General features: G+C 66.3%; 1 protein-coding gene and 1 pseudogene. Both read right to left on the minus strand.

The features are described 5' to 3' along the window. Positions 1-45: 45 nt before the first annotated feature. Positions 46-4,260, minus strand: coding sequence for a DNA-directed RNA polymerase subunit beta' (gene rpoC, locus VFK57_10545; protein HET7696137.1), 4,215 nt, complete (start codon positions 4,258-4,260; stop codon positions 46-48). Positions 4,261-4,329: 69 nt separating this feature from the next. Then, positions 4,330-7,056 (minus strand): annotated as a pseudogene (gene rpoB, locus VFK57_10550) (DNA-directed RNA polymerase subunit beta).

The raw sequence follows: 7,056 nt of genomic DNA on the forward strand, positions 1-7,056 counted from the left end.
CAATCGACAATTGTCGATCGGCAATCTGCAATCGCCAATCGCCAATTACTCGATCTCGTCGCGCGTGAACGCCTCCTCCGGCTCGACGAAGTATTCCATCTCCCGTTCCAGCTCCAGCTCCTCCGGCGACGGCGGCGGCGGCGGTGGCGGCTCGTCCGCCGGGATCCGCACGTTCCGGTAGAACTCGAAGCCCGTCCCGGCCGGGATCAGCCGGCCCATCGTCACGTTCTCCTTCAGGCCGCGGAGGTGATCCACCTTGCCCGAGATCGACGCTTCGGTGAGCACCCGCGTCGTTTCCTGGAACGACGCCGCCGAGATGAACGAGTCGGTCGAGAGCGACGCCTTGGTGATCCCGAGCAGCAGCGGCCGGCCCTGCGCCGGACGTCCGCCCGCCGCGATCACCCGCTCGTTCTCTTCCATGAACCGGAAGCGATCGACCTGCTCCTCGATCAGGAACTCGGTGTCGCCGACATCCTCGATCTTCACCCACCGCATCATCTGGCGGACGATGACCTCGATGTGCTTGTCGTTGATGTTGACGCCCTGCAGGCGGTAGACCTCCTGGATTTCGTTCACCAGGTAGGAGTGCAGCGCCTTCTCACCGAGCACCGAGAGGATGTCGTGCGGGTTGCTCGGCCCGTCCATCAGCGGCTCGCCGGCGCGGACGCGGTCCCCTTCCTGGACGTTGACGTGCACGCCGCGCGGCAGCGAGTACTCGCGCGGCTCGCCGCCGCCCTCGTCGGGAACGATGATGATCTTGCGCAGACCCTTGACGATGCCGCCGTGGCGGACGACGCCGTCGATCTCGGAGATGACCGCGGTCTCGCGCGGCTTCCGCGCCTCGAACAGCTCGACGACGCGCGGCAGACCGCCGGTGATGTCCTTGGTCTTGGTCGACTCGCGCGGGATCTTCGCCAGCACCTGCCCGGCGTGGACGGTGTCGCCGTCCTCCACCATCAGGTGGGCGTGCGACGGCATGTGGTACTTGCGCGTCACCTTCCCGCCCTTGTCGCGGATCTCCATCGTCGGCTGCTTCTTCTCGTCCGGGCTGTCGACGACGATCTTCCGCGACAGGCCGGTGACTTCGTCCACTTCCTCGTGGAAGGTGACGTCCGAGATGAGGTCCTTGTACTTCACCGTGCCCGCTTCCTCGGTGAGGATCGAGAACGTGTACGGGTCCCACTCGACGAGAATCTGCCCCTGCTCGACCGACTGGCTGTCGCGCACCTTGAGGCGCGCGCCGTAGACGATCGGATAGCGCTCGCGATCGCGTCCCTTGTTGTCCTGGACGACGATCGATCCGGTGCGGTTCATGACGACGAGCTCGCCCTTGGCGTCCGCCGCGCCGCCCTGCGGCCTGGTCTCGACGACCTGCAGCCCCTGGTAGCGGACGACGCCGGCGTGCTTGGCGTCGAGCGTCGACTGCTCGCTGACCCGCGACGCCGTGCCGCCGATGTGGAACGTGCGCATCGTCAGCTGCGTGCCGGGCTCGCCGATCGACTGCGCGGCGATGACCCCGACCGCCAGGCCGAGCTCGACCAGCTTGCCGGTCGCCAGGTCGCGGCCGTAGCACTTGGCGCAGCAGCCGCGGCGGCTGGCGCAGGTGAGCACCGAGCGGATGCGCACCTTCTCGATGCCCGCTTCCTGGATCGCCGTCGCCTTCTCTTCGTCGAGCTCCTCGTTGGTGTTGACGATGACCTCGCCGGTGAACGGGTCGACGATCTTCTCGAGCGTGACCCGGCCGATGATGCGCTCGCGCAGCGGCTCGATGATCTCCCCCGACTCGACGATCGCCCGCGCGTCGATGCCGTCCATCGTCCCGCAATCGAGCTCGTGGATGATGACGTCCTGCGCCACGTCGACCAGACGGCGGGTGAGGTAGCCCGAGTCGGCGGTCTTGAGCGCGGTGTCGGCGAGGCCCTTGCGCGCGCCGTGGGTCGAGATGAAGTACTGGAGCACCGTCAGCCCCTCACGGAAGTTCGAGGTGATCGGCGTCTCGATGATCTCGCCCGACGGCTTGGCCATCAGACCGCGCATCCCCGCCAGCTGGCGGATCTGCTGCTTCGAGCCTCGCGCGCCCGAGTCGGCCATGATGTAGACGGGGTTGAAATTGCGCCCCGACTGGTCGAGCTCCTCCATCTCGCCGAACATCGCGTCGGCGATCTTCTCGGTGACTTCCGACCACACGGCGATGACCTTGTTGTAGCGCTCGCCGTTGGTGATCGCCCCTTCGAGATACTGCCCTTCGACCTTGATCACCTCGTCGCGGGCCGATTCGACCAGCGCCGGCTTCTGCGACGGGATGACCAGGTCGTCGATGCCGATCGACAGCCCCGAGCGCGTCGCGTAGGTGAAGCCGAGCGTCTTGAGCGAGTCGAGCATCTCGACGGTCTTCTCGAGGCCGTAGCGCAGGTAGCAGTACTGCACCAGCTGCTGCAGCCCCTTCTTCTTCAGCAGGCCGTTGACGAACGGCATCCCCTTGGGCAGCGCGCTGTTGAGGATGACGCGGCCGACGGTGGTGTTGATCACCTTGTTGCGGACGTCCTGCACTTCGGCGTACTGGACCCCCTGGTCGTCGCGCGCCACGGTGAGATCGATCAGCTCGCCGCTGATCCGCACGCGGATCGGCGTCAGCGTCTCGAGCTCGCCCGCTTCCAGCGCCAGCACCACGTCCTCGAAGTTGCCGAAGGCGCGCCCTTCGCCCTTGGCGCCGGGCTTCGACTTGGTCAGGTAGTAGCAGCCGAGCACGACGTCCTGCGACGGGATCGCGATCGGCTGGCCGCTGGCCGGGGACAGGATGTTGTTCGAGGACATCATCAGCACCGATGCCTCGATCTGCGCTTCCGGCGCCAGCGGGATGTGCACCGCCATCTGGTCGCCGTCGAAGTCGGCGTTGAAGGCGGTGCAGACGAGCGGATGGATGCGGATCGCCTTGCCCTCGACCAGCACCGGCTCGAACGCCTGGATGCCGAGACGATGCAGCGTCGGCGCGCGGTTCAGCAGCACGGGATGCTCGCGGATGACCTCCTCGAGGATGTCCCACACCTCCGGCCGCTGCTGCTCGACCATCTCCTTCGCCTGCTTGATGGTGGCGACGAGCCCGCGCTCCTCGAGCTTGTTGTAGATGAACGGCTTGAACAGCTCGAGCGCCATCTTCTTCGGCAGCCCGCACTGGTGCAGCTTCAGCTCGGGCCCGACGACGATGACCGAGCGCCCCGAGTAGTCGACGCGCTTGCCGAGCAGGTTCTGGCGGAAGCGCCCCTGCTTGCCCTTGAGCGTGTCGCTCAGCGACTTGAGCGGCCGGTTGTTGGCGCCGCGCAGCACGCGGCCGCGGCGGCCGTTGTCGAACAGCGCGTCCACCGCCTCCTGCAGCATCCGCTTCTCGTTGCGGATGATGACGTCGGGCGCCTTGAGCTCCATCAGCTTCTTCAACCGGTTGTTGCGGTTGATGACGCGGCGGTAGAGATCGTTCAGGTCCGAGGTCGCGAACCGCCCGCCGTCGAGCGGAACGAGCGGGCGCAGCTCCGGCGGAATCACCGGGATGACGTCGAGGATCATCCACTCCGGCTTGTTGGTGGACTTGCGGAACGAGTCGACCACCTTCAGCCGCTTGGCGAACTTCAGCTTCTTCTGCACCGAGCTCTCGGCGCGCATCTTGTCGCGCAGCTCCGTCGCCATGCGCTCGACGTTGACGCGCTTGAGCAGCTCCTTGATCGCCTCGGCGCCCATCTGGGCGCGGAACTTCTGGCCGTAGTCCTCGCGCGCCTTGCGGTACTGATCCTCGTTCAGCAGCTGGTTCGGCTTGAGATCGGTGTCGCCCGGCTCGATGACGACGTAGGCCTCGAAGTAGAGGATGCGCTCGAGATCGCGCAGCGAGATGTCGAGCAGGTGCCCGATGCGGCTGGGCAGCCCCTTGAAGAACCACACGTGGCTGACCGGCGTGGCCAGGGTGATGTGGCCGAGACGCTCGCGGCGCACCTTGGCCTGGGTGACTTCAACGCCGCACTTGTCGCAGATGACGCCGCGGTGCTTCATCCGCTTGTACTTGCCGCACAGGCACTCCCAGTCGGTGACCGGGCCGAAGATCTTCGCGCAGAAGAGCCCGTCGCGCTCCGGCTTGAAGGTGCGGTAGTTGATGGTCTCCGGCTTGGTCACCTCGCCGTGCGACCAGGACAGAATCTTGTCCGGGGAGGCAAGGCTGATCCGGATGGCATCGAAGTCCGTCGTCAGCGATCCGCGGGTATCGAATGATGGTCTCATGTAGTTTTAGCTCTCCGCCAGAACGGGGACGCCTTCGTCCGTGGCCGGAACTTCCGGTTCCACCAGCTTCTTCTTGGTCTTCATCAGCTCGACGTCCAGACACAGCGCCTGGAGCTCGCGGATGAGGACGTTGAACGACTCCGGCAGCCCGGGCTGGAACGACGCGTCGCCCTTGACGATCGCCTCGTAGATCTTGGCGCGGCCGGTCACGTCGTCGGACTTCGCGGTCAGCAGCTCCTGGAGGATGTGCGCCGCGCCATAGGCCTCGAGCGCCCAGACCTCCATTTCGCCGAAGCGCTGGCCGCCGAACTGCGCCTTGCCGCCCAGCGGCTGCTGGGTGATCAGCGAGTACGGACCGATCGAGCGCGCGTGGATCTTGTCGTCGACCAGGTGCGACAGCTTCAGCATGTAGATGTAGCCGACGGTGACGTCCTGCTCGAACTCCATGCCGGTCATGCCGTCGTAGAGCCGCGTCTTGCCGCTCTTGGGCAGCCCCGCCTGCTCCAGCCAGTCCTTGATCTCGCTCTCGCGCGCGCCGTCGAACACCGGCGTCGCGAAGTAGAGGCCGAGCGCGTGCGCCGCCCAGCCGAGATGGGTCTCGAGGATCTGGCCGACGTTCATCCGCGACGGCACGCCGAGCGGGTTGAGGACGATCTCCACCGGGCTGCCGTCGGGCAGGTACGGCATGTCCTCTTCCGGCAGGATGCGCGCGATGACCCCCTTGTTGCCGTGGCGGCCGGCCATCTTGTCGCCGACCGACAGCTTGCGCTTCATCGCGACGTAGACCTTGACCAGCTTGATGACGCCGGGAGGCAGCTCGTCGCCGCGGCGGACCTTCTCTTTCTTCTCCTCGAACTGGTTGCGGATCACTTCGACCTGGCGCTCGGTGCGCTCCTCCAGCTCGCGGAGGTCTTCCTCGAGCCGCGGATCGTCGGCGTTCACCTTCAGCCGCACGATGGCTTCGTAGGGCAGGCTCTGCAGCACCTCCGCGGTCAGCGGCGTGCCCTTCTTCAGCAGCCGCTCGCGGCCGTGCTCGTCGTAGAGATCGGCGCGCGATTCCTGCCCCTGCAGCATCGCGATCACGCGCTTCTTCACTTCGTCGTGAAGGATGCGGATCTCGTCCTGCAGGTTCTTCTCCATCATCTCCAGCTCGTCGTTCTCGATCGCCTTGGCGCGGTCGTCCTTCTCGATGCCCTTGCGCGAGAAGATCTTGACGCCGACGATGATCCCTTCGATGCCCGGGGGGCAGACGAGCGAGGCGTCGCGCACGTCGCCGGCCTTCTCGCCGAAGATCGCGCGGAGCAGCTTCTCTTCCGGCGTCAGCTGGGTCTCCCCCTTCGGCGTGACCTTGCCGACCAGGATGTCGCCGGGCTTGACCGAGGCGCCGATCCGGATGATGCCGCTCTCGTCGAGATCGGCGAGATAGCCCTCGCCGACGTTCGGGATGTCGCGGGTGATTTCCTCCGGACCGAGCTTGGTGTCGCGCGCCTCGATCTCGAACTCTTCGATGTGGATCGACGTGTAGGCGTCGTCCTTCACCATGCGCTCGGAGATGAGGATCGCGTCCTCGAAGTTGTAGCCGCGCCACGGCATGAACGCGACCAGCACGTTGCGCCCGAGCGCCAGCTCGCCCAGCTCCGTGCACGGACCGTCGGCGAGGATCTGCCCCTTGTGGACCTTCTGGCCCACCCGGACGATCGGCTTCTGGTTGATGCAGGTGTTCTGGTTCGACCGCTTGAACTTGGTCATCGGGTAGATGTCGGCGCCCATTTCGCGCGACATCGATTCCGACTCCCCTTCGACGCGGACGACGATGCGCTGCGAGTCGACGTAGTCGACGGTGCCCGAGCGGCGCGCCACGATGCAGGCGCCCGAGTCGCGCGCGGTGATGTACTCCATGCCGGTGCCGACGTAGGGCGCCCGGGCGCGGAGCAGCGGCACCGCCTGGCGCTGCATGTTCGATCCCATCAGCGCGCGGTTGGCGTCGTCGTTCTCGAGGAACGGCACCAGCGACGCGGCGACCGAGACGAGCTGCTTCGGCGAGACGTCGATGAAGTCGACCTTGTCGCGGGTCGGCAGGATGAAGTTGCCGGCCTGGCGCGCGTTGACGCGCTCCTGGACGAAGCGTCCCCGCTCGTCGACCTGCGCGTTGGCCTGCGCGATGATGTACTGGTCCTCTTCCCACGCCGAGAGGTAGTAGGAGTAGGGCTCGTACTCGAGGCCGCGGCGGCGGCGGCCGCCGGTGCCGGTCTCGCCGGCCTTGTCCTTGTCGGCGCCGACGTCGCTCGCCTCGACGATGTCGCCGACCTTGTACTTGGTGTTGCCGCCGGCGTTGGTGATGATCACGTAGTCGACGACGCGGCCGTCCTTGACCTTGCGGTAGGGGGACTCGATGAAGCCGAACTCGTTGATCCGGGCGTAGCACGACAGCGACGAGATCAGGCCGATGTTCGGGCCTTCCGGCGTCTCGATCGGGCAGATCCGCCCGTAGTGCGTCGGGTGGACGTCGCGGACCTCGAACCCGGCGCGCTCGCGCGACAGACCGCCGGGGCCGAGCGCGGAGAGCCGCCGCTTGTGGGTCACTTCCGACAGCGGGTTGGTCTGGTCCATGAACTGCGACAGCTGCGACGACCCGAAGAACTCGCGAATCGCCGCCATGACCGGCTTGGCGTTGATCAGGTCGTGCGGCATGGCGGTCGCCATTTCCTGGTAGACCGACATCTTTTCCTTGATGGCGCGCTCCATGCGGACCAGGCCGATGCGGAACTGGTTCTCGAGCAGCTCGCCGACCGACCG

Source organism: Vicinamibacterales bacterium (assembly GCA_035699745.1).
GTDB lineage: Bacteria > Acidobacteriota > Vicinamibacteria > Vicinamibacterales > 2-12-FULL-66-21 > JAICSD01.

What these genes read in the sequence shown, in the direction of transcription:
- rpoC (HET7696137.1), bottom strand. Translation starts at nt 4,260, where the DNA reads ATGAGACCATCATTCGATACCCGCGGATCGCTGACGACGGACTTCGAT.